Genomic DNA, 21,924 nt, shown 5'->3' with positions numbered 1-21,924 from the left:
ACGGCTTATGCCATCAGATAAATTTGACGTTGAAGGTCACACCAATCTGGCGTGGGTCCCCGTAACGGATATATTGCTTCTCGGCCCAGTCCTGATCCGGCTCATTGCCGAAGTAGAAACCGCGCACGCCGTATTTTTCATCGAACAGGTTGCGGCCCCAGAGGTAAACCGACCACTTGTCGGCCTCATAGCCCAGCTTGGCGTTGACCACTTGATAGTCTTCAGAGCGGGAGTCATTGCTGTCTGAATAGTAGAACGCACTCTTGCCACTGCTGTTGAGGTTGGCAAACCAGCCCATGTCATTGCGCCAGGTCATGCCGAGACTATAGGTCCATCTCGGCGAGTGGGCCAGTTCCCGGCCGCTGAGATCCACAGGGTTGCCATATTTATCCTGATACAGGTAATCACCGTATTCTGTCTGCAGATACCCAAGGCTGGTGTAGAACTGCAGTGAATCTGTGGGATACCAGTTGGCTTCCAGCTCGGCACCATAGTTATTGGAGCTGCCGGCGTTTTCGGTGAACAGAATAAAGCGCTGGGGATCGACAGGATCCTGCAGCGAGGCCGCTACCTGCTGATCTTCTCTGTCCATAAAGAACAGTGCCAGACGGGTATCCAGCAAGCCATCGGCCCAGCTGGATTTCAGCCCCAGTTCATAGTTGTAGAGGATTTCGGTATCGAACTCTTTCTTGTCGGCCAGCTCCTGGGGCAACGTCATATTGAAACCACCGGCCTTGTAGCCCCTGGCTATCCGAACATAGGCTTCATGGTGTTCAGCCAGTGCCTTGGATAGGGCGATATGGCCGCCCCACATGTTTTCCGATGGGCTAAAGGCATCACCATTGCTGTCGCTGTAGTCACTCTCACGTCGCTCGATACGAGCACCGATAGACAGGCTGTAGCCCGCCCCCAGATCTGAGTCCAACTGGGCAAACACTGCATAGTTACTGGCGCTGTAGCGGGAAGTCAGCACTTCATCCGGCCAGCTGTTGTATTCAGAGTAGAGATCATTGTCCTCATCGAGATCCATAAAATAGAGCCCGGCCAGCCAGTCTGTACTGCCGCCGAAAATCCGCCCGGCCTCGTTGGAGCTGAATCTGAACTCCTGTGACAGAGTGCGCCGCTCGCCGCGTTTATCCCAGGTGTAATCGTACTCACAGGGTGCGCCGCCGCACTCTTTCCCGGCCCAGTAATCCGGGTTGGCCCAGTCACCGTCGTAACCGTGGTGATGATCTGTGGCGGCATAGCTTGACAGGGACACCAGCTCAAAAGCCTCAAAGCCGGTATAGCTCAGCTTGAGACTGGAGCCCGTGGTGCGCTGCTTGTCGACGCCCGGCGCATCGGTAATGGTATCGAAGCCGTTATTGTCCAGGGTCCAGGCATCATAACCATTGTCAAAATCGGCGTGCAGTAGAGTGAAGTCCGCCTGCAACTTGTCGGTGGCGTACCAGCGCAGCTTGATACGGCCGCTGAATTCATCGCGCTCATTGGTATCGTCACGGCCCAGATACAGGTTGTCGCGATAACCGTTCTGCTTGTGTTGCTGCAGCGCCACACGATAGAGCAGCTTGCCGGAATCTGTCACTGGGCCGGAGCTGAAGCCGCTGAAGGTTTGCAGATTATCATTACCGAGCGAGACTTCGGCGCCGTGCTCGAATACGTCTGTGGGATCATTGCTCTTGAGATAGATAAGACCGGCCAGGGCATTGGCGCCATAGCGGGTGCCCTGAGGGCCACGCAGCACTTCAAACTGCTGCAAATCGTACAGGCTGGAAACGCTGCCCAGCCCGGAGAGATCGATATCATCGATAATAAAGCCCACAGAGGAGTTGGGCGCTCCCTGGTATTGCTCCTGCTCACCGACCCCGCGGATCTGGAAGTATCTTGGCCGGGAGCTGGCACCTGACCAGTTGAAATTGGCCACATTACCCAGCATATCTTCGAAATGCTCGGCGCCTTGATCTTCAATGCGCTGCTCATCGATAACAGTCACGCTGGAGGGCATCTTCTCCAGCGTCAGGCCACGAAAGTCGCCGCTGACGACTATCACTTCCATGGCTTGTTGCTCATCTTGCTTTTCAACGCCGGGATTATCGGCAGCATGAACGGGTGCCCACAGCAGCATCTGAATGGTACTGGCGAGCAGAGTAGGTACGGTAAACTTGGACATAGGACCTCAAATATTCACAGTTTGAGATCCGGCAATAAGAAAGCGAGTTGAAAGTGCACGAATTGTGGCCCATTCCTACGCCGGTACTAGCCGGATCAGGTTCTAAGGGTTCGTCATACGACATCTCAGTCAACCGCAATGCGGTAAACACCCCTTGGCGAGCGCCAGTATACACCAGTTAAAAATAAAAGTGATCCGTATGTAACATTCTTTAAAGGTTATGGGCCATACAGCAATTTCTCATCAAGCAGTGACATTTTTTTATTGGTTAATATTATAATCAGCATCGATTCTAATGTTCTTCGGGAGAAAATAATGAAAATCAGTGCACGTAATTGTCTTGGCGGTACCATCAAAGCCATCGAAGAAGGCTCTGTAAACAACGAAGTCACCATTGAGCTGGCTCCAGGTGTCGAGCTGACTTCCGTGGTCACCAAGGCCTCCTGTGAACGTTTGGGGCTTAAAGTCGGCGACAGTGCTTATGCACTGATCAAAGCCAGCAGCGTAATGTTGGGTGTAGACGAGTAATCATTGAGCAGCGCCGCAAGGCGCTGTTTTTTTGTTATGCATACGGATATCAGTTGGGCCAAAGTGCTGGGCCCGGAAAAACAACAAGCCTATTTTCAAGAGACGCTGGCTTATATCGACGCCGAGCGTGCTCGGGGAAAAGTCATCTACCCTCCCAAGAGTGACACCTTCAACGCTCTGCGTTATACGCCATTATCAGAAGTCAAAGTAGTGCTGCTGGGGCAAGATCCCTACCATGGACCAGGCCAGGCCCAAGGACTGTGCTTCTCTGTGCCCAAAGGGGTGATGCCACCGCCATCATTACAGAACATGTTTCAGGAGCTGGTCAATACAGTCCCGGGGTTTCGCTATCCAAGCCATGGCAATCTTTGCCGCTGGGCCAGTCAAGGCGTATTGCTACTCAATACTGTGCTCAGTGTCGAGCGTGGTCAGGCACATTCCCACGCTCATCTCGGCTGGGAGCAATTCACCGACATAGTGATAGAGGCCGTTGATCAATATACAGAAGGCGTGGTGTTTCTGCTTTGGGGTAAGCATGCCGGGCTCAAGGCTCAGCGGGTTGATGGCAACAAACACCTTATCTTAAAGGCCCCTCACCCCTCGCCGCTCTCGGCTCATAGAGGGTTCTTCGGCTGCAATCATTTCAATCGAGCTAACGATTATCTCATAGCCAAAGGCAAGCCTCCCATAGACTGGCGCTTGCCGGATTAACTTATTGTACCCACAAGTTCCAGCTGCCGAGTTAACCGCTGGACATAAATACTAAACATAAAAAAACCGGTCAATTTGACCGGTTTTTTACACTAAATCAATGAGTTGACTTACTCATTATCCTCCGGATAAACGATTTCAGCCTTGGCCTTCAGCATATCGATAACGGCGCGATAGTCATTCTCACCGTACTGGCTGTTGAGACCTTGCTTGATAGCCGCAACCTGATCGGCCGGTGCGCTTTCTGCGTCATGAATAGCATCCAATACCACCACCGCATAACCAGTCGCCAGCGATACAGTATCAACGCTCAAGCCCTCTTTGGCCTTGGCCATCTGGAATGCCTTGCTCACCAACGCCGAATCTACGTCCTGGGTGAAACGTCCCAGGTTAGCACGGCTCTGCAGGGCGATATCGGCATTACCCTCTTTGAGCTTGACCATGTATTCCTGCGCCTTGTCACGAGCAATCTCATTGGCCTTTTGCTGCTTGAGACGCGCTTCAATGGCAGGCTTCACTTCGGCGAATTCCAGTGTACCGGCTTGCTGATGCTCTTTGATGCGAATAACGACAACATGATTGCGATCAATTTCAAGCAGCTCACTGTTCATGCCCCCCAGCACATCGCTGGAGAACGCGGCCTTGGACAGCTCTGGCTTATCAAAAGGAGCTGGTGCGTTGTCACGGCCAAACAGTCGAGTCGTCTTGATCTCTGCCCCTACGGCCTTGGCCGCTTCCTGCAGATTATCAGGAATTTCATAGCTGGTATCGGCCAGCTTCTGCTGCAAACCATAGAATTGGTTAACTGCTTCATCCTGCTTGAGCTGGGCGACAATCTTGTCTTTCACTTCGGCGAAAGGAGCCGTCTGGCCGCTTTGGATATCCAGCAACTTGATGATATGGAAACCAAAAGGTGTCTTGACTACTTTGGAGATATCACCCTTGTTCAACGCAAACAAGGCTTCGTCGAACGCAGGGTCCATCACACCGGGTTCAAACCAGCCCAATTCACCGCCCTTCTCACCGCTCAGGATATCCTGAGAGTCTGACTGGGCCAGCGCAGCAAAATCAGCGCCATTTTCCAGTTGCTTATGAAGGTCCTCGGCCTTGGCTTCGGCGTTGTCGGTAGATGCGTCGATCAGAATATGGGCCGCCAGACGCTTTTCAGCAGTCTGGTATTGATTCTGATGCTCATCATAGTAAGTCTTGGCTTGTTCATCGCTGATCTGAATGCCATTGGCCAAATCTTTGGCATCGAGCTCAACATACTCAAGACTGACCATTTCCGGACGTTCAAATTGGGCCGGGTTGGTGTCATAGAATGACTTAACTTCTTCCTCGGTCACAGTAGCCTCGGCCAGGAAAGGCTCTGCATCTACCATCAGATAGCGGATATCCCGGGTTTGTCCCTGCAACTTGGCCAGCGATTCTGCCTCACCATTGAGAACAAACTCACTGCCAATCAAAGCGCTGATCAGCTGACGACGAGTCATGTCCACCCGCATGCTTTCACGGAAAGTCGCTTGTTGATAGCCCAGTTGACGTAGAATCGCTTCAAAGCGATCGTTGTCGAACTTACCTTCAGTTTGGAAAGCGGGCTCTTGTCTAATCGCTTCTACGATTTGAGCATTGGATACTCTCAGACCCATCTCTGCGGCGGCTTGATCCAGCAGCTTTTGTGCTACCAGACGTTCAAGCACCCCTTTCTTGATACTGGCCAGATAGGCATCATTGGCCGCCAGAGCGTCAAACATCTCGCCCAGTTGTTGTTCCAGACGGGCACGCTCGCTTTGATAGGCCTGGTCCAGTTCGGTCGTGGAAATCTCTTCACCATTGACTGTGGCGGCCGGAGCCACTGAGGAGGAACCCAGGTAACTGCTTACACCAGCAAATGCAAAGGAAAGTATCACCAGTACCAAAATAGCTTTGGCTATTACGCCCTGTGACCCTTCGCGAATCTTCTCTAACATCAGACGTCTCGCTTATGCGATTAATAGTAAAAAAAAGGCGCATCTCTTGTGGGATGCGCCTATCTGTAACATGAATGGAGTCTGCAGACGCTACTTCAGCTTATCCTCACACTCCGAAACGTCGGCTAATCCGGCGCTTCCAATCCGTAAAAAGCACTGCCTGGCAGTGCTTAATCTTTACGAAAGCCCTACAAAGGCTGCGATGTTAATTAGTTAACAGCGTCTTTCAGAGCTTTACCTGCTTTGAATGCAGGGATCTTAGCTGCAGCGATTTTGATCTCTTTACCGGTCTGTGGGTTACGACCAGTACGCTCAGCGCGCTCACGCACTTCAAAAGTACCGAAACCAACAAGAGAAATTTTGTCACCTTCTTTCAGACCTTCAGTCACAGCTGCGATGAAAGAATCCAATGCACGGCCGGCAGCGGCTTTAGAAATATCAGCACCAGAAGCAATTTTCTCGATTAGTTCAGATTTGTTCATGTCATCCCCTTGAATGTAATTTTCGCGCCGCAACCAAATCCTTCTCTAGAGCGGTCTGCGGAGGCTTTTATAACAAGCTTGATATCAAAGTTCAAGCACAGTTGGAAAACCAAAGAATTTAAATTGGATACAGCTCAAAGCCAGTCGCCCCAAGGGCTTGGCACAACTGGCTCTCCACAGACCTAGGCTACCACAGGTCTGGGTTTTGTTAAGCCCCTTTTTTCACTTTTTTTAGTGGCATAGGACATTTTCTTGCGTTAGCCCAAATTTTTAACCACTTCAAAGCCCTCGACTGGTCGCTCAAGCGCCAGTTGCAGCACTTCGTCTATCCAACGAACCGGGCGAATCTCCAAGTCTGCCACTACGTTAGCCGGAATTTCTTCCAGATCCCGTTCGTTCTCCTTGGGTATCAATACCAGCTTAATGCCACCGCGGTGGGCCGCCAGCAGTTTCTCTTTCAGACCACCGATTGGCAGCACCTCGCCTCTCAGGGTAATTTCGCCTGTCATGGCAACTTCACCCTTGACCGGGTTACCCGTCAGGCTGGAAACCAACGCGGTACACATGGCGGCACCGGCTGATGGACCATCTTTCGGAGTTGCCCCTTCGGGTACGTGCACATGGATATCACGCTTCTCGTAGAAGTCAGGGTTGATCCCCAACTGCTCGGCGCGCGAACGAACCACTGTCATTGCGGCCTGAATAGACTCCTGCATCACATCACCCAGTGAGCCCGTATAGGTCAGCTTACCCTTACCGGCAACAGAGGTGGCTTCGATGGTCAGTAAATCGCCGCCCACTTCAGTCCAGGCCAAACCTGTTACCTGACCAATCTGATTCTTGGACTCGGCCTTACCATAGTCAAAGCGCTGTACCCCGAGGAAAGACTTGAGGTTGTCCTGATTGACATCCACATGCTTGGTATCTTTCTCCAGCATGATCTGTTTGACCACTTTACGGCAAATCTTCGACAGCTCACGTTCCAGCGCCCGCACCCCGGCTTCACGGGTGTAGTAGCGGATCACCCCGAGAATGGCGCTATCATCGATAGTGATTTCATTCTTCTTCAGGCCGTTACGTTCAATCTGTTTCGGCAACAAGTGCTGTTTGGCAATATTGAGTTTCTCATCTTCGGTGTAACCGCTAAGACGGATCACTTCCATCCGATCCAGCAAGGGGCCCGGGATGTTCATCGAGTTGGAGGTGGCCACAAACATCACATCGGACAGATCGTAATCCACTTCCAAGTAGTGATCGTTAAAGGTGGCGTTCTGCTCGGGATCCAACACCTCCAGCAATGCCGAGGCCGGATCGCCGCGCATGTCCGAGCTCATCTTGTCGATTTCATCGAGCAAAAACAGCGGGTTTTTCACCCCGACTTTGGCCATCTTCTGGATGATTTTGCCCGGCATAGAACCTATATAGGTACGGCGGTGACCACGGATTTCCGCCTCATCACGCACGCCGCCCAATGCGACCCGCACATACTTACGACCAGTCGCTTTAGCAATAGATTGCCCCAGGGATGTCTTACCAACCCCTGGCGGGCCAACCAGACACAGGATTGGGCCCTTGAGCTGTTTCACCCGGCTCTGTACCGCCAAATACTCGAGGATCCGCTCTTTAACCTTCTCCAGGCCATAGTGATCTGTATCCAGTACCTGTTCGGCCTTGGAGAGGTCACGCTTAATCTTGGAGCGCTGTTTCCAGGGCACTGAGGTCATCCAGTCAACATAGCTGCGCACCACAGTGGCTTCGGCCGACATGGGTGACATCATTCTCAGCTTATTGAGCTCGGCAGACGCCTTCTCTTTGGCCTCTTCCGGCATGCCGGCTTCTTCAATTTTGCGGCCAAGGCTTTCGAACTCGTCATGGCCTTCATCAAGATCGCCAAGCTCCTTCTGGATAGCCTTCATCTGCTCGTTGAGATAGTACTCACGCTGACTCTTTTCCATCTGCTTCTTGACCCGGGAGCGGATGCGTTTTTCTACCTGCAGCAGGTCGATTTCCGCTTCCATCATGGCCATCAGATACTCGAGTCTTTCACCGACCTTGACCATCTCCAGTACAGACTGTTTGTCTGCCAGCTTAAGCGGCATATGCGCCGCCATGGTATCGGCCAATCTGTCGGCCTCTTCGATACCAGAGAGAGAGGTGAGTACCTCGGGCGGAATTTTCTTGTTCAGCTTGATATAGCCTTCAAACTGACTGATAGCGCTGCGAACCAGCACCTCTTCTTCCCTGTCGTCCAGCGCTTCGGACTCCAGGTAGTGCGCGGTAGCAACAAAGAACTCTTCTTCCTGGGTATAGCGTTCGATACGGGCGCGCTTGCCGCCTTCAACCAACACCTTGACTGTGCCATCTGGCAGCTTCAGCAGCTGCAAAATGGAAGCGACTGTACCTACGTCGAAAATATCGTCTATGCCAGGCTCGTCCAGATCCGCATCCCGCTGCGCCACAAGAATGATCTGTTTATCCTGCGCCATGGCAGTTTCCAAACAACGGATGGACTTTTCACGTCCTACGAATAACGGAATTACCATATGGGGATAGACCACCACGTCTCTCAGTGGCAGCACGGGCAATTCGATTCGCGCTTCACGCTCTAGGGTCATAGTTCGATTCCGTTTCAGTTAAAGATTACAGTGAGTATATTGGGACGCTTTCCCGGCTTTCAATGGTAAAGACAAAAAAAGGAGCCCTGATGGACTCCTTAATTTTCAACTTGATAGCTTATTGCTCAGTTATTGGTCACCGGCAGCAGCCTGGGAGTCATTATTCTCGTAAATAAGAATAGGCGCTGACTCACCTTTCACCACGGATTCATCAATAACCACCTTGACCACGTTATCCATGGAAGGCAGGTCATACATGGTATCCAGCAGTATCGCTTCAACGATGGAACGTAAGCCACGGGCCCCTGTCTTGCGGGACATCGCCTTTTGCGCTATCGCCTTGAGGGCATCGTCGCGAAACTCAAGTTCGACATTCTCCATTTCGAACAAAGTGGCAAACTGCTTGGTGATAGCGTTCTTGGGTTCGGACAGGATCTGCACCAAAGCGGATTCATCCAGTTCGCCAAGAGTTGCAACCACAGGCAGACGCCCGATAAACTCAGGAATAAGGCCATATTTGACCAAATCTTCCGGCTCGACCTGCAACAGAGTATCTGTGATGGTGGCCTTCTCGGCCTGACCTTTAACCTGAGCACCGAAGCCGATACCGCTACCCACGTGAGAGCGCTGCTCAATCACCTTCTCAAGGCCTGCAAAGGCACCACCACAGATGAAGAGTATCTTAGAGGTATCGACCTGCAGGAACTCCTGTTGTGGGTGTTTACGGCCGCCCTGAGGAGGCACGGCGGCAACAGTGCCTTCAATCAGTTTCAGCAGTGCCTGCTGCACCCCTTCACCGGACACGTCTCGGGTGATGGAAGGGTTATCTGACTTACGGCTGATTTTGTCAATCTCATCGATATAGACAATACCACGCTGCGCCTTGTCAACATCATAGTCGCACTTCTGCAGCAGCTTCTGAATAATGTTTTCAACGTCTTCCCCCACATAACCGGCTTCGGTCAATGTGGTGGCATCCGCCATAGTGAAAGGCACATTCAGGAACCGCGCCAAGGTCTCTGCCAACAAGGTCTTACCACTACCGGTTGGACCGATAAGCAGAATATTACTCTTGCCAAGCTCCACACCATCTTTGGGAGCACTGTTCTTCAGGCGCTTGTAGTGGTTATAAACCGCCACAGACAACACCTTCTTGGCCTGCTCTTGGCCGATAACATAATCATCCAGGTGTGCACGCAGTTCGTGGGGAGTCGGCAGCTTGTCCTGATCCCGGTTGGGCGAAATCTCTTTTATCTCTTCGCGAATGATGTCGTTACACAACTCGACACATTCATCACATACATACACAGATGGCCCGGCGATCAGCTTGCGAACTTCATGCTGGCTTTTTCCGCAGAAAGAGCAATACAGCAATTTGCCGCTATCACCGTTGCCTTTGTTGTCACCCATTACTCTACCTCTTTTGCAGTCTGCTCTACTGCCATACACTTAAGCGTCTTCAATCTGAGCATAGCCCAGCCATAAGCAAAAATCAGCCTTAACGTTTGGTCAGAACCGAATCGACCAAACCGTATTCCATGGCCTGAGAAGCGCTCATAAAGTTGTCTCGGTCGGTATCCCGCTCGATAACTTCCAGCGGTTGACCTGTGTGTTCGGCCAACATCTGGTTCAGCTTCTGTTTGATCCCCAGTATCTCTTGGGCGTGGATAGCAATATCCGATGCCTGTCCCTGGAAGCCACCCAAAGGCTGATGGATCATCACCCGTGAGTTCGGCAAACAGTGACGCTTACCCTTAGCGCCACCGGCCAACAGGAAGGCGCCCATGCTAGCTGCTTGTCCGATACATACAGTGCTGACATCTGGCTTGATAAACTGCATGGTGTCATAAATAGCCATACCAGCAGTGACAGAGCCACCTGGTGAGTTGATATAGAGAGAGATCTCTTTATCCGGGTTTTCTGATTCCAAAAACAGCAACTGTGCCACGATCAGATTGGCCATGTGCTCTTCAACCTGACCAACCAGGAAGATCACCCGCTCTTTCAACAGGCGTGAATAGATATCGTAAGAGCGTTCTCCCTTGGCAGTTTGCTCAACCACCATAGGAACGAGTGCATTAAGTACTGATTCTGGCGCGTTATGCATCATTAACTTTCCCTAAATAAAAAAACGGCCCGCATGAGGGACCTCATACGAGCCATTATAAATGGCGAACAACCAAGCAAGTCAAGCTTAGGTTATGCGCGGCCGGTAGCCTTGTTCATAAATTCTTCAAAAGCGACATCTTTCTTAGTCACTTTGGCTGATTTCAGAACCGCTTCAACGGCTTGCTCTTCCAGAGCCAGGTTGCGCATGTTCTGCATCAACTCTTCGTTACCGTTGTAATATTCGATCACTTCTTTTGGATCTTCATAGGCAGAAGCCATGGAAGCGATCAGCGCCTGTACGCGCTCTTCATCGGCTTTCAGCTCGTTGGACTTGATCACTTCGCCCAGCAGCAGGCCGACTTTAACACGGCGCTCGGCTTGTTCAGTGAACAGCTCGGCAGGCAGCTCAGGCATGTTGGCACCTTGACCACCGAAACGCTGCATGGCCTGGCGACGCAGAACGCTAACTTCACCGTCGATCAGCGCTTTTGGCAGCTCGATTTCGTTGGCAGCCAGCAGGCCATCAAGCACTTGCTCTTTCACATTGGCTTTCAGAGCTTGTTCCAGCTCGCGGCTCATGTTCTTGCTGATCTCAGCTTTCAGAGCATCGATGCCACCTTCGGTGATACCGAACAGCTTGGCGAACTCGTCGTTAACTTCAGGCAGGTTGGCACCCTTGACTTCTTTCACTGTGATAGCGAACTTGGCGGCTTTGCCTTTCAGGTTTTCGGCGTGATATTCCTCAGGGAAAGTCACGTCGATGTCGAACTCTTCACCAGCTTTGTGGCCTTTAACGCCTTCTTCAAAACCAGGGATCATACGACCGCTGCCCAGTTGCAGTTCGAAATCTTCGGCCTTGCCGCCTTCAAACTCTTCACCGTCAACACTACCCACAAAGTTGATAACCACTTTGTCACCGTCTTCGGCAGCGCGCTCAACCGCTTCGTAAGTCGCGTGTTGCTTGCGCAGGGTTTCGATCATGTTGTCAACGTCGGTTTGTTGTACTTCGGCAACAGGTTGCTCAACTTCGATACCGTCCAGGCCTTTGATTTCAACTTCTGGATAAACTTCAAAGGTCGCGGTGAACTCAAACTTTTCGGCGTCAGTGGCACCTGGGGTAAAGGTAGGAGCACCGGCAGGGTTCAACTTCTCGGCAATGATGGCCTCAATGAAGTTGCGCTGCATCACTTCACCAGTGATGTCTTGGCGAATCGCTTTGCCATAACGCTTTTCAATCACACTCGCTGGGACTTTACCTGGACGGAAGCCGGGGATACGTGCACGCTTGGCTTCGCGCAGCAGGTTGTCTTTAACCAGTTTTTCGATCTGCTCTGCAGGAACAGAGATGGTCAGGCGACGCTCCAGGCCTTGGGTTGTTTCAACAGAAACTTGCATTGTTTTACCTCGAAATGTGTCTAACGTCCTTTGCAATAGCCGATTGTTTCAACTATTCAGGTATTCGTTTCTTGATCTCTTTAAACTTGACTGGAATGCCCATCAGTAGTGAATTCCGGCACCGGTCGCACAATGTTGATTGTTATCAAGACGCAGCATTATATCGACCGATCTTAGTGGAGTCGAGTCTCAATGCCACAGAAAAAGGCATAAAAAAAGCGACCTAAGGTCGCTTTTTTATAAAAGAGTGGGGTGACTGATGGGGCTCGAACCCACGACAACTGGAATCACAATCCAGGGCTCTACCAACTGAGCTACAATCACCACCGAAGATGGTACGCCCGGCAGGATTCGAACCTGCGACCATCCGCTTAGAAGGCGGATGCTCTATCCAACTGAGCTACGGGCGCAGGACCTGCAAATTAAATTTGCATCCTAAGCGGTACTGACAATGCTATCCACACTGCCCTTGAAATCTGGTCGGTGATAGAGGATTCGAACCTCTGACCCTCTGCTCCCAAAGCAGATGCGCTACCAGGCTGCGCTAATCACCGAGAATTTTTCTCCAAGCCCGGTTACACCTGCCAGCCTCGAGAACGGAGCGCATCTTAGCCCCTCACCCGACAAGCGTCAACGATTTTTTTAACCATGCCATCTGCTTGGCGAAATTACGTGCTGCTTTGACGAAATTCTGTGTTCTGGAGCCGGTTTGTCCATGACACCCCTAAGCCTCACTGGTAAAATGGCGCCGTTTCTAACATCGCGCCATATAAAAGGATATCCTACACCCATGACAGCCCAACTCATAGATGGCAAAGCGATTGCGCAATCCATAAGACAACAGCTAAAGCAGAAAGTCACTGCACGTCAAGCAGCGGGACAGCGTATCCCAGGCTTGGCTGTTATTCTGGTGGGAGCGGATCCTGCCTCTCAGGTTTATGTCGGCAGTAAGCGTAAAGCCTGCGAAGAAGTGGGGTTCATCTCCCGCTCCTATGATCTGCCTGAGTCCACCAGTGAAGAAGAACTGCTGACCCTGATAGACTCGCTCAATGAAGATACCGCCATAGATGGCATTCTGGTGCAGCTGCCGCTGCCTGAACATATTAAAGAATCCAAGGTCATTGAGCGGATCCGTCCCGACAAAGATGTCGACGGTTTCCATCCTTATAATGTCGGCCGTTTGGCTCAAAGGATCCCGGTACTGCGCTCCTGCACTCCTATGGGGATCATGACTCTTATCAAGTCTACCGGAGTCGATACCTATGGTCTGGATGCAGTTGTGGTTGGTGCCTCCAATATCGTGGGTCGTCCCATGACGCTGGAACTCTTACTGGCTGGCTGCACCACCACCACTTGCCACAGATTCACTAAAGACCTCAAAGACAAAGTCAGCCGCGCCGATCTTCTGGTGGTGGCCGTAGGTAAACCCGGTTTTATTCCGGGCAGCTGGATCAAGCCGGGAGCCATAGTCATAGACGTGGGCATAAACCGACTCGACAACGGCCGCTTGGTGGGAGATGTTGACTTTGATCTTGCCTGTGAGCGCGCCAGCCATATCACCCCGGTTCCCGGCGGCGTCGGTCCGATGACCATCGCCAGCTTGCTGGAAAACACTCTGTTTGCCGCAGAGCAATATCACGACTAAGCAAACACGCACCTATTTAAGACAAAACCCCCGACGATCATTTTCAGACCCTCGGGGGTTTTAAATTAGGCACTCTCACCAAAGTTCAGTTGGAAAAAGCTTCTCTGACATAGACTTCAAAGCGGCTAGCTGTCGGATTCGGCGCCACGGCGCTCACCTGCAACTGCTGTTTACCATGCAGCTTGACCGACTTCCAGGATACACCTTCATCGTCCAAGGTATAACCGCTGGCGTCATACCAGGTGAACTTATATTGAACACGCATATCGGTAGCGACTTTGCTGCTGATGGTGGCAGTGCCTCTAAGCAAACCGCCCTCGCCTCTGGCCATCAAGTCTCCGACACTCACTGAGCGGGCAAAACTGCTGTTGTCGATACGGCTTTCACCGGTCGAGCTAGCATACACCCCGGCCGTATGGTTGGCGCAGCCTGCCAGAGCCAGCAGGGTTGCTGCTATTACCAAGACTTTTTTCATCTGCCAATCCTTTATTCTCAGTCAATCAAAAAGTGTGCCCGGGCGGTTGCTATCAACTGCTTACGGTTGGTTTGCCAACAATCGATATTGACGTTAGCCACTCGCCGCCCCTGACGGGTAATTCGGCACTCGGCGAAACTGTCCTTATGATAACCGGCGCGTAAGTAGTCGATGGAAAAATCAACCACCTTGGGCACCTTACTGGTTTGCATAAACACCATCAGCTGAATGATGGCCGACATCTCCATAAATCCGGCGATCACCCCGCCGTGAATGGCCGGCAATACCGGATTGCCTATGTTGTCATCTTTGGCCGGCAGGCGAAACACCAGCTCATCGCCAAACCTTTCCACCAACATGCCGATAAAGCGAGCATAGGGAACATGCTCAAGCAAATGACTGAAATCATTGGTTTCTGTCACCTTGGCGACTATGCTTTTTACATCCATGGATGCCTTGGCGTCTGTCATTTCGCCTCTTCTCCCATCAGCGCCTTGCGGAAAGTGTCCCCGATCATTTCTGGGCTTATTCGCATAAAGGAGCCAACCGCATGAGCGATGGGGTCGTCTATGCTGTCCTGATAGGCGATGGCCCGGGTGAACGCCACGCTGGATGACAACTTATAACACTCGGCAAAACCATAAACCGGCTTGTGGGGTTCGGCGGGCTTCATATAATCGACCCGCAGATCCAGAGTTGGTGAGATCTCCAGCGAACCATATTTGTCCTTGATAGCACAAACCACGGCGCAGCCACAGGCGGTATCCATCAATGTGGTGATAACCCCGCCATGGATAACCCCTGTCTCAGGATACCCCACCAACTCGGCACTGTAGGGCAATTCTATCAGTACATGGTGCTCACTGGCCTCATGTACCTTGAGCATAAGGCGACGGCACTGAGCCAACTGGTTGACAAAACGGCTCGCCAGAGTCGTCAGCGGGAAAAACTCCGGATTGACTTTCATGACTCTGGACTCACCATTGGCCCCAAGGCTTTACCGCCAAGCAGATGCATGTGGATGTGGAACACTTCCTGGCCACCATGCTCATTACAGTTAATGATCAAACGATAGCCGTCCTCGGCAATCCCGGCCTCGGCGGCCAGCTTGGCGGCCACTGTAACCATACGGCCGATGGCCTGCTCGTCCGAGGCTTTGGCATCATTGACCGTGGGGATCAGATGATTGGGTACTATCAGCACGTGGGTAGGCGCCTTGGGATTGATATCCCGAAAGGCAGTCACCAACTCGTCCTGATACAGTATGTCCGTGGGTATTTCACGGCGAATAATTTTGCTGAATATGGTTTCTTCGGCCATTTTGCCACTCTCCGGTGTGTCGGTTCAGGCTCGGCCCAAGAGCCAAACCTCTGTGTTCTTGGCAGTATAATACCATTCGGCCCAGAGATGTAATCGGCCACTGCGATTTGCCCCCAAGCCTTTTAAAACTCGGCAAGTAATTGCCGCAGCCAGGCTTTTTTGGCAGCATTGTCGCTATGCTCAGCCGGATAGCACCCAATTTGGCTCCCGGCACTCGTCAACGATTCATACGGATATTAGATGATCAGTTATCAGATTTGCCCCATAGATCCCCACGCTCACCTGTTTGAGGTCAACATCACCATTCAGGCACCGGCCCCGAGACAGGAACTTTGGTTGCCATCCTGGATCCCGGGCAGCTACATGGTTCGCGATTTTTGTCGCAATATCATAGATCTTAAAGCCTTTGATGAGCTGGAGCGTCCACTCAGCATTACTCAGCTCGACAAGCAGCGCTGGCAGATAGATTCCAATGCCGAATCACTGCAACTGCGCTACTCGGTTTATGCCTGGGATATGTCGGTGCGCAGCGCCCATCTGGATCAAACCCACGGCTTTTTCAACGGCAGCAGCGTCTTTCTGGCGGTGGCCGGCAAAGAGCTTGAGCCGCTGGAGCTGGAAATTCTGCCTCCCAAAGAGGAAGCCAACTGGCAACTGGCAACAACCCTGAGTCAAATCGAAGGTGAAGAGTGGCAGTTCGGCCGTTTCAGCGCCGCCAACTATGATGAGCTTATCGACCATCCGGTGGAGATGGGCACCTTTACCCATGGCAGTTTTGAGGCCTGTGGCGTGCGCCATGATGTGATACTGACTGGGCGTCACCGCTGCCATATGCCCAGGCTGCTTGACGATCTCAAGGCTATTTGCGAGAGCCAGATCCGCTTCTTCGGTGAAGCGCCGTTTGAGCGCTACCTGTTTATGACTCAGGTATTGGGCAATGGCTTTGGAGGACTGGAACACAGAGCCTCCACCGCCCTGCACTGCTCCCGTAAGGATCTGCCGCTGAGTATGGAGATGCCGGTTAACAAGGATTACCGCACTTATCTGTCGCTCTGTAGTCACGAATACTTCCACAGCTGGAACGTCAAACGCATTAAGCCTGCCAGCTTCATTCCCTATGCGTTGGAGGCTGAGAGCTACACCCGTCAGTTGTGGGCTTATGAAGGTATCACTTCTTATTATGATGACCTGATGACACTCAGAGCCAACAGGGTTTCCAATGAACAATATCTGGAGATGCTATCCCAGACCATGACCCGGGTGTATCGCATGCCGGGCAGGCAGTTGCAGAGCCTGACAGATTCGAGCTTCAATGCCTGGACCAAGTTCTACAAACAGGATGAAAACGCCGCCAACGCCATCGTCAGCTATTACACCAAGGGAGCTTTGTTTGCCCTGTATCTGGACTTGACTCTGAGACTGGAAACCCAGGGGAAATACACCCTGGATAACCTGATGCAAAAGCTGTGGCAGGCCTTTGGCAGCCAGGGTATAGGTACTGAAGATGACTCCCATCGCCGCCTCTATGAGGAGCTGCTTGGCCGGGATGCCAGCGCAGAATTTGCCTTTCTGGATACTACCCAAGAGTTGCCGCTGGCGCCCCTGCTGGTACAATTCGGAATCGAGATGCAGCTTCGCAGTGCCCAAAGCGCTCAGGATCAGGGCGGCGGGGATGTTGAGGGGCAAAAAATCGGCTTCGGAGCCCGCTACAAGGCTGAAGCCCTGGGGTTAAGGATTGTGAGTGTGACCAACGGCAGCGCGGCTCACAGCGCCGGGCTCGCGGCCGAGGACCTGTTGATTGCCGCCAATGGTCTGCAGGTCGGCGCTCAGTTTGAAAATGAACTGCAGCAATATGAGCCCGGCGATAGTCTGGAGCTGCACTTCTTCCGCCGTGATGAACTGATGACAGGCCAACTGCCTATCAACCCGGCGGCAATAGATACTGTGTCACTCAAGCTCACCGATCCAGCCAAAGCCAAGGCCTGGCTGGGTTAAGGAAGGTGCGAACAAGTCCCATGCGTGCTCTGCGTAGGCTTACAGGCCTGGATGCAAGGCGTGGTTCGCAGCAAATGGCCCTAGTCCTTTGCAAGAAGCATAACACAGCAGGCAAGCCTGTAAGTCACGCCCTTTGAGGCTTTCACAGCAACCGGCTCTCTGCGTTATCCGACTTCGACAGACCCCGGCATGCCTTCAGTCAGATGCCTTGAACGCCAATTGCTGTGTAAGCCACTCTTTACAAAAGAGAAGGCCGCGAGGACTTATTCGCACCTGCCCTAACTGCCTGAGCCTTGACTCTCGGCCACATCGGCCATCAAGTGGCGCTGAGCCCAGGCCATCGCCTGGGCCCGGTTGCTTAAATTCAGTTTGCGAAACACCCGATAGAGATGGGTCTTAACCGTACTCTCACTGACATACAGGGAAGTGGCAATCTGTTGATTACTGAGCCCGGCCAGTAGCGCCTGCAACACCTCCCGCTCCCTGAAAGTCAGCACATCGCCACTGAGTTCTCCCTTGGCCAGCCGAGATTGCAACTCAAAAGGAATATCGCAGCCGCCCTTTTGCACAATATCCAGGCCACGGCCTAGCTGTGCCAAGCTCGCCTCGGGATAGAAAACCGCCTTGACCACAGACGGCAACAACAGGCATTCATACTCCACCCTTCTGGGATAATGCAGTAACACCACTTTGCAACCGCGGCTCTTGGCGGCCTGTTTAAGGATTTTATAGCCCAAAGCCGACTCCACTGTAGCCAAATCCAGCAGCAGCATGTCGACATCGGCTCCCAAGGCATCAATGTGCCATCGCTCGGGGGAGAAACAGGATAAGCGCACCAAAAACTCCTGCGGCCAACGGCTATCCATCAGCTCGGTCAACAGAGCGGACCTGGAAACCACTAACCAGTGCATCACATTGAACATAGGCGGCCCTCGATTGATTACACAAACGAAATTTACATTAAATTAACTTATGTATCAAAATCAGTGATTACTTGAAATAGCAGCACAGACCCCAGTTTCACACTCAAAATGAATAAGAGTTAACTGAACAAGCGCCGCCACAGGCATTAACATAAAGGGGTAAAACAGATCTGGGGGATCAAATATGGAAACCAATACTGCGGGCGAAGTGCGCCTGTCTCGTTATCAGGCCTGGGATCTTCCCACTCGCCTTTTTCACTGGGTAAACCTGGTGTTAGTACTAATGATGACAATCATCGGCGGAGTAATGATGTTCAAATCCAATTTGGGGATCAGCGGCCTCGACGCCAAAATCGGCTTGAAAACACTGCATGTCTGGATAGGTTATGTCTTTGCCATCAACCTGGCATTCAGATTACTGTGGGGATTATTCGGTCCCATTAAGGCGCGTCTTGGCACACTGCTCCCGAAAAAAGGGGAATTGGCAAGCTATCGCGCGGCTCTCAAGAAAGGCGAAAACCCACAATATCTCGGTCATAATCCGGCGGGGAAACTGGCGGTCATCGCTTTGTTTGGTCTGCTGACCCTGATCATGGTGACAGGTTTGGTGCGAGCCGGTACTGACATCTACTATCCACCGCTGGGCGGCATGGTTCAGGAATATATCGCCGCCGATGGTGTCGAACCTACCAACCTCAAACCCTATGATGACACAGGCGTTAATCCAGACAAGGCTGCAGCGATTAAAGGTGCCAAGGGCTTGGCAGGAAAAGTCCATGTCTACAGCGTATATCTGTTGCTTCTGTTGGTATTGCTGCACATAGCAGCGGTGATCCACGCCGAGCGTAAGCGTCAGCCCGGTATCATTTCGGCTATGTTTTCCGGCAATAAATATCTGCCAACAACGCCGCTGGATAAAGACTAGATTAAGATATCGGCCCATACTGAACCAGAGACCAGCACAAGCCAGAAACAATAACGCCGGCATTAAGCCGGCGTTGTCATTCGAGCGATACGGGCTTACTTCAGAGCACTTTCCGAAGTACGGCCATCATCGTGGCAGCTATCGCAGGTAGGCTTCTGACCGACATTCATATCGTGAGGGGCATGACAATCGGCACATACCAGTGCGCCATCGTGAGGCTTGTGCACTGCGTCCATTTCTGCCAACGAACCGTGACAGCTCTGACACTGTTCAAATTCATAGGCGCCGTCAGCAGAAGGAGAACCATCGGCGTGACAGCTTTCACAGCCGCCCATATCCGCGTGGAAATCAGACAGCTTTTGATCTTCTGCAAAAGCAGATGGTGACAGGGCCAGTGCGGCCAGACCAGCACCGAACAACACACTCAATAGTTTCTTGCTCACAATAATATCCTCCGATAATGACAGTCGAGCGAAAGTTCTTATGTCAGGTATGACTTTCGTCTCTCTATCAACAAATAGCACGACTTGGATTAACTTAGTCAAGCTTTTGCCAATTGGCAAACTAATTTAAGTCGGCGCCACTTTAGCAACTTGCGCAAAAGCAAAATGTGCGCTGAATCATGTAACCATCGGTTAATTACGGAATTTTACATTTAATTTACCTAGTGACTTCTGTATTAATAAGCGTTTCAACAGCATAAAAAAGGAGGCCAATAGGCCTCCTTGAGAGAAAGTATCGTTGAATTATCCGCGGTTTCTCAACGCTTCAATACGCTTTTCTAGCGGTGGATGACTCATAAAGAGTTCGGTCATTGAACGCTTGCCGTTGATACCGAAGGCCGACATATTGGCTGGCATGGCACCGGTTTCCGGGCCAGTACGCAGACGTTCAAGGGCCGCAATCATCTTATTCTTACCGGCAAGGCGAGCAGCACCTTCATCGGCGCGGAACTCACGAATGCGGGAGAAGTATGCCACCACCATGGAGGCCAGAATACCGAACAGCATATCCAGCACAAATACCACCGCCATATAGGCGATAGTGCCCAGGCCTTCACCTTCTTCATCGTTGCTGGCGACAAAGTTGTTGACGATACCGGCAACCACGCGGGCGGCGAAGATAACAAAGGTGTTTACCACGCCTTGGATCAGGGTCAGAGTCACCATGTCACCGTTGGCCACGTGGCTAACTTCGTGCGCCAGTACGGCTTCGACTTCATCGGCACTCATGCCGTAAAGCAGGCCGGTACTCACTGCCACCAGAGAGTTGTTTTTGCTTGGGCCAGTAGCAAAGGCGTTCAGCTCAGGCGACTGGTAGATAGCCACTTCCGGCATCTTAATCCCGGCCTGCTGTGCCTGACGGGCGACGGTATCGAGCAACCAACGCTCTGTATTGTCACGGGGCTCAGTGATCACTTCACAGCCCATGGTCTTCTTGGCCATCCACTTGGAAATCGCCAAGCTGATAAAGGCGCCACCGAAACCGAAGATCGCCGCAAACACCAGCAGACCACCCATGGTCTTAGTATTGACACCCAAAATAGACATGACGATCGATGCCACCAGCAAAATGGCAAGGTTAGTCAAAATCAGTAGAAATACACGCTTCATATCAGCTCCTGTAAGGTACCTTCTGTACCGGAATTGCGTCATTGCAGACATAATATGTCTGCTTTGCAGGAATTCAAGGGGGAAAAAATAAATTATTGTTTAGTTTTCCCCACTCAGCCTCTCCCGACGCAGAGGAAGCAGCAGTCTAGGCAGCGTTGATTAAATTAAACTTAATCAACATCCCAAGTGCGGCTTTTTAAGACGGTGAAAAAAGTCGGTCACGATTGTTGAGTGCAAAGGCTTTTTGTTACCATCAAACAACGCAAACAAATCTGAAGGACAGCGACGATTATGACGATAAATGCCCTGCTGCTCAGCAGCTCCCGCGCTGGCGACACCCCCTACCTGGAACATGCCCTGCCCTATATTGAACCCATGACAGAAAAGGCCCGCAAGTGGATATTTATCCCTTACGCCGGTGTCAGCATGAGCTATGACAACTATCTGGAAGCCGTGGTTAATGGCCTGGCGCCATTGAGACTGGATATCTCCTCTATCCATCAACATGGCGACCCCAAGCAGGCTATTCGCGATGCTGACGGCATTCTGGTTGGTGGTGGCAATACCTTCCACCTATTGCATGAGTTGTACCGCTACGATCTGCTGCATCTGATCAAAGAGGAAGTCGCCGCCGGCAAACCCTATATCGGCTGGAGTGCCGGTTCAAATATTGCCGGCCTCAGCATACGTACCACCAATGATATGCCTATTATAGAGCCGCCATCATTCAGTGCCCTTGGCCTGCTGCCACTGCAGATCAATCCGCATTACAGCAACTACAAGGCGCCGGGTCATAATGGTGAAACCCGGGCCCAGCGTTTGCTTGAGTTTACCAGTGTTGATCCCAAGACGCCGGTGCTGGCTATCCAGGAAGGCAGCGCCCTGTTGCTGCAGGACAATAAACTGAGTCTTTTGGGAGATAAGGAAGCTTATCTGTTCAGCGGTGTAGAGCAGGAGATCCCCGTGCCTGTAGGCAGTGATCTTTCCAATCTTTTGAGCTAAAAAACACTTGGCCCTACGGGGCCTTGCTGCTTGTTAACTCCAGGGC

General features: G+C 51.8%; 20 protein-coding genes, 3 tRNA genes and 1 riboswitch. Of the genes, 6 read left to right on the top strand and 17 right to left on the bottom strand.

Translation table 11 applies throughout. The features are described 5' to 3' along the window. Positions 1-13: 13 nt before the first annotated feature. Positions 14-2,170: a TonB-dependent receptor gene (locus K5621_RS08110; protein WP_221050877.1), complete on the bottom strand. Its 2,157-nt coding sequence runs from the start codon at positions 2,168-2,170 to the stop codon at positions 14-16. Between the two features lie 55 nt (positions 2,171-2,225). After that, positions 2,226-2,335: riboswitch (TPP riboswitch) on the bottom strand. Positions 2,336-2,485: 150 nt separating this feature from the next. On the opposite strand from K5621_RS08110, the gene K5621_RS08105 reads away from it, so the two are divergent. Together K5621_RS08105 and ung are read left to right on the top strand one after the other, a co-directional pair. After that, on the top strand, positions 2,486-2,698 hold the full coding sequence (locus tag K5621_RS08105; protein WP_025010701.1) for a TOBE domain-containing protein: 213 nt from the start codon (positions 2,486-2,488) through the stop codon (positions 2,696-2,698). Positions 2,699-2,734: 36 nt separating this feature from the next. Then, the gene (ung, locus tag K5621_RS08100) at positions 2,735-3,409 is read left to right on the top strand and encodes a uracil-DNA glycosylase (RefSeq protein WP_221050876.1); all 675 of its coding nucleotides are present in this window, start codon (positions 2,735-2,737) and stop codon (positions 3,407-3,409) included. A gap of 110 nt (positions 3,410-3,519) precedes the next feature. Here ung and K5621_RS08095 read toward each other — a convergent pair whose 3' ends face one another. The 9 genes from K5621_RS08095 to K5621_RS08055 form a co-directional block, all read right to left on the bottom strand. Beyond that, positions 3,520-5,379, bottom strand: coding sequence for a SurA N-terminal domain-containing protein (locus K5621_RS08095; protein ID WP_221050875.1), 1,860 nt, complete (start codon positions 5,377-5,379; stop codon positions 3,520-3,522). 209 nt (positions 5,380-5,588) lie between these two features. Further along, the gene (gene hupB, locus K5621_RS08090) at positions 5,589-5,861 is read right to left on the bottom strand and encodes a nucleoid-associated protein HU-beta (RefSeq protein ID WP_100142404.1); all 273 of its coding nucleotides are present in this window, start codon (positions 5,859-5,861) and stop codon (positions 5,589-5,591) included. A 257-nt stretch (positions 5,862-6,118) separates the two neighbouring features. After that, on the bottom strand, positions 6,119-8,476 hold the full coding sequence (gene lon, locus K5621_RS08085; protein WP_100142403.1) for an endopeptidase La: 2,358 nt from the start codon (positions 8,474-8,476) through the stop codon (positions 6,119-6,121). Between the two features lie 129 nt (positions 8,477-8,605). Next, the gene (clpX, locus tag K5621_RS08080; RefSeq protein ID WP_100142402.1) at positions 8,606-9,886 is read right to left on the bottom strand and encodes an ATP-dependent protease ATP-binding subunit ClpX; all 1,281 of its coding nucleotides are present in this window, start codon (positions 9,884-9,886) and stop codon (positions 8,606-8,608) included. 88 nt (positions 9,887-9,974) lie between these two features. Continuing rightward, positions 9,975-10,583 carry an ATP-dependent Clp endopeptidase proteolytic subunit ClpP gene (gene clpP / locus K5621_RS08075; RefSeq protein ID WP_100142636.1) on the bottom strand — a complete coding sequence of 203 codons (609 nt, stop codon included), beginning with the start codon at positions 10,581-10,583 and terminating at the stop codon, positions 9,975-9,977. Between the two features lie 92 nt (positions 10,584-10,675). After that, positions 10,676-11,980, bottom strand: coding sequence for a trigger factor (tig, locus tag K5621_RS08070; RefSeq protein ID WP_221050874.1), 1,305 nt, complete (start codon positions 11,978-11,980; stop codon positions 10,676-10,678). 248 nt (positions 11,981-12,228) lie between these two features. Continuing rightward, positions 12,229-12,304, bottom strand: a tRNA-His gene (locus K5621_RS08065). Between the two features lie 9 nt (positions 12,305-12,313). Then, positions 12,314-12,390: transfer RNA gene (locus K5621_RS08060), tRNA-Arg, on the bottom strand. Positions 12,391-12,457: 67 nt separating this feature from the next. Further along, a tRNA-Pro gene (locus tag K5621_RS08055) sits at positions 12,458-12,534 on the bottom strand. 236 nt (positions 12,535-12,770) lie between these two features. Between K5621_RS08055 and folD the strand changes: the two genes are divergently transcribed. Beyond that, positions 12,771-13,625, top strand: coding sequence for a bifunctional methylenetetrahydrofolate dehydrogenase/methenyltetrahydrofolate cyclohydrolase FolD (gene folD, locus K5621_RS08050; RefSeq protein WP_100142400.1), 855 nt, complete (start codon positions 12,771-12,773; stop codon positions 13,623-13,625). A gap of 85 nt (positions 13,626-13,710) precedes the next feature. Here folD and K5621_RS08045 read toward each other — a convergent pair whose 3' ends face one another. Genes K5621_RS08045 through hinT form a run of 4 tightly spaced genes read right to left on the bottom strand, consistent with a single transcriptional unit; the run spans position 13,711 to position 15,420 of the window. Next, positions 13,711-14,100, bottom strand: coding sequence for a YcfL family putative periplasmic lipoprotein (locus K5621_RS08045; RefSeq protein WP_100142399.1), 390 nt, complete (start codon positions 14,098-14,100; stop codon positions 13,711-13,713). A gap of 17 nt (positions 14,101-14,117) precedes the next feature. Continuing rightward, positions 14,118-14,570, bottom strand: a complete 453-nt coding sequence (locus tag K5621_RS08040; protein WP_100142398.1) for a PaaI family thioesterase — start codon at positions 14,568-14,570, stop codon at positions 14,118-14,120. Further along, positions 14,567-15,067: a PaaI family thioesterase gene (locus K5621_RS08035; protein WP_100142397.1), complete on the bottom strand. Its 501-nt coding sequence runs from the start codon at positions 15,065-15,067 to the stop codon at positions 14,567-14,569. The genes K5621_RS08040 and K5621_RS08035 overlap by 4 nt, the downstream gene beginning before the upstream one ends. Next, positions 15,064-15,420, bottom strand: a complete 357-nt coding sequence (gene hinT, locus K5621_RS08030; protein WP_100142396.1) for a purine nucleoside phosphoramidase — start codon at positions 15,418-15,420, stop codon at positions 15,064-15,066. The genes K5621_RS08035 and hinT overlap by 4 nt, the downstream gene beginning before the upstream one ends. 240 nt (positions 15,421-15,660) lie before the next feature. Here hinT and K5621_RS08025 point away from each other — a divergent pair, with 240 nt between their 5' ends. Beyond that, positions 15,661-17,415: a M61 family metallopeptidase gene (locus K5621_RS08025; protein WP_221050873.1), complete on the top strand. Its 1,755-nt coding sequence runs from the start codon at positions 15,661-15,663 to the stop codon at positions 17,413-17,415. A gap of 278 nt (positions 17,416-17,693) precedes the next feature. On the opposite strand, the gene K5621_RS08020 is transcribed toward K5621_RS08025, so the two are convergent. Further along, complete coding sequence (locus K5621_RS08020; RefSeq protein ID WP_100142394.1) at positions 17,694-18,338, bottom strand: helix-turn-helix transcriptional regulator; 645 nt, start codon at positions 18,336-18,338, stop codon at positions 17,694-17,696. Positions 18,339-18,522: 184 nt separating this feature from the next. On the opposite strand from K5621_RS08020, the gene K5621_RS08015 reads away from it, so the two are divergent. Then, positions 18,523-19,263, top strand: coding sequence for a cytochrome b/b6 domain-containing protein (locus K5621_RS08015; RefSeq protein ID WP_221050872.1), 741 nt, complete (start codon positions 18,523-18,525; stop codon positions 19,261-19,263). Positions 19,264-19,358: 95 nt separating this feature from the next. Here the strand turns inward: K5621_RS08015 and cctA are convergent, their stop codons facing one another. Both cctA and htpX read right to left on the bottom strand, forming a co-directional pair. Further along, positions 19,359-19,706, bottom strand: a complete 348-nt coding sequence (gene cctA, locus K5621_RS08010; RefSeq protein ID WP_100142392.1) for a tetraheme c-type cytochrome CctA — start codon at positions 19,704-19,706, stop codon at positions 19,359-19,361. Positions 19,707-20,009: 303 nt separating this feature from the next. Next, the gene (gene htpX / locus K5621_RS08005; protein ID WP_100142391.1) at positions 20,010-20,876 is read right to left on the bottom strand and encodes a protease HtpX; all 867 of its coding nucleotides are present in this window, start codon (positions 20,874-20,876) and stop codon (positions 20,010-20,012) included. A 291-nt stretch (positions 20,877-21,167) separates the two neighbouring features. Between htpX and pepE the strand changes: the two genes are divergently transcribed. Continuing rightward, positions 21,168-21,878, top strand: coding sequence for a dipeptidase PepE (gene pepE, locus K5621_RS08000; protein WP_100142390.1), 711 nt, complete (start codon positions 21,168-21,170; stop codon positions 21,876-21,878). Positions 21,879-21,924: the final 46 nt, after the last annotated feature.

Source organism: Shewanella carassii (genome assembly GCF_019670705.1).
In the GTDB taxonomy this organism is placed as follows: Bacteria; Pseudomonadota; Gammaproteobacteria; order Enterobacterales; family Shewanellaceae; genus Shewanella; species Shewanella carassii.
The sequence above is the reverse complement of the archived record's forward strand: the minus strand, read 5'-3'. Positions and strand labels throughout refer to the sequence as shown.

What these genes read in the sequence shown, in the direction of transcription:
- K5621_RS08110 (WP_221050877.1), bottom strand. Translation starts at nt 2,170, where the DNA reads ATGTCCAAGTTTACCGTACCTACTCTGCTCGCCAGTACCATTCAGATG.
- K5621_RS08105 (WP_025010701.1), top strand. Translation starts at nt 2,486, where the DNA reads ATGAAAATCAGTGCACGTAATTGTCTTGGCGGTACCATCAAAGCCATC.
- ung (WP_221050876.1), top strand. Translation starts at nt 2,735, where the DNA reads ATGCATACGGATATCAGTTGGGCCAAAGTGCTGGGCCCGGAAAAACAA.
- K5621_RS08095 (WP_221050875.1), bottom strand. Translation starts at nt 5,379, where the DNA reads ATGTTAGAGAAGATTCGCGAAGGGTCACAGGGCGTAATAGCCAAAGCT.
- hupB (WP_100142404.1), bottom strand. Translation starts at nt 5,861, where the DNA reads ATGAACAAATCTGAACTAATCGAGAAAATTGCTTCTGGTGCTGATATT.
- lon (WP_100142403.1), bottom strand. Translation starts at nt 8,476, where the DNA reads ATGACCCTAGAGCGTGAAGCGCGAATCGAATTGCCCGTGCTGCCACTG.
- clpX (WP_100142402.1), bottom strand. Translation starts at nt 9,886, where the DNA reads ATGGGTGACAACAAAGGCAACGGTGATAGCGGCAAATTGCTGTATTGC.
- clpP (WP_100142636.1), bottom strand. Translation starts at nt 10,583, where the DNA reads ATGCATAACGCGCCAGAATCAGTACTTAATGCACTCGTTCCTATGGTG.
- tig (WP_221050874.1), bottom strand. Translation starts at nt 11,980, where the DNA reads ATGCAAGTTTCTGTTGAAACAACCCAAGGCCTGGAGCGTCGCCTGACC.
- folD (WP_100142400.1), top strand. Translation starts at nt 12,771, where the DNA reads ATGACAGCCCAACTCATAGATGGCAAAGCGATTGCGCAATCCATAAGA.
- K5621_RS08045 (WP_100142399.1), bottom strand. Translation starts at nt 14,100, where the DNA reads ATGAAAAAAGTCTTGGTAATAGCAGCAACCCTGCTGGCTCTGGCAGGC.
- K5621_RS08040 (WP_100142398.1), bottom strand. Translation starts at nt 14,570, where the DNA reads ATGACAGACGCCAAGGCATCCATGGATGTAAAAAGCATAGTCGCCAAG.
- K5621_RS08035 (WP_100142397.1), bottom strand. Translation starts at nt 15,067, where the DNA reads ATGAAAGTCAATCCGGAGTTTTTCCCGCTGACGACTCTGGCGAGCCGT.
- hinT (WP_100142396.1), bottom strand. Translation starts at nt 15,420, where the DNA reads ATGGCCGAAGAAACCATATTCAGCAAAATTATTCGCCGTGAAATACCC.
- K5621_RS08025 (WP_221050873.1), top strand. Translation starts at nt 15,661, where the DNA reads ATGATCAGTTATCAGATTTGCCCCATAGATCCCCACGCTCACCTGTTT.
- K5621_RS08020 (WP_100142394.1), bottom strand. Translation starts at nt 18,338, where the DNA reads ATGTTCAATGTGATGCACTGGTTAGTGGTTTCCAGGTCCGCTCTGTTG.
- K5621_RS08015 (WP_221050872.1), top strand. Translation starts at nt 18,523, where the DNA reads ATGGAAACCAATACTGCGGGCGAAGTGCGCCTGTCTCGTTATCAGGCC.
- htpX (WP_100142391.1), bottom strand. Translation starts at nt 20,876, where the DNA reads ATGAAGCGTGTATTTCTACTGATTTTGACTAACCTTGCCATTTTGCTG.
- pepE (WP_100142390.1), top strand. Translation starts at nt 21,168, where the DNA reads ATGACGATAAATGCCCTGCTGCTCAGCAGCTCCCGCGCTGGCGACACC.